This window comes from Bradyrhizobium sp. Ken01 (assembly GCF_055807355.1).
Genome location: NZ_JBVVPC010000193.1, coordinates 1 through 279, shown reverse-complemented (window position 1 = coordinate 279; position 279 = coordinate 1). Strand labels below are relative to the sequence as shown.

The following is a 279-nucleotide window of genomic DNA, read 5'->3' as shown; positions in this document are numbered from 1 at the left end:
TACCGCTTCAGGCCTCTACAACATCTGGAGCACTGATACCAACGGCAACTACATTAAAGACCTGCTCTCGGGAGCAAGCCCAACCAGCACATCGCTGCAAGCCTTTGAGACTGTTTTCCACCAAGACCTCAATGGCGACGGAAGGATTGGCTCGATTACTACGACTGGCACGACTACGACTGGCACGACTACAACTGGCACGACTGGACAGGTTGCGAAAACAATCGACGCTTCTGGCTCGACCAGCTTTTTACAGGTGGGAGATAACTTTCTTCTGGC

At 52.3% G+C, this 279-nt stretch carries 1 pseudogene; it reads left to right on the top strand.

The features are described 5' to 3' along the window. Window positions 1-279 (top strand): annotated as a pseudogene (locus tag AC0L3S_RS39315) (hypothetical protein); the annotation flags it as partial.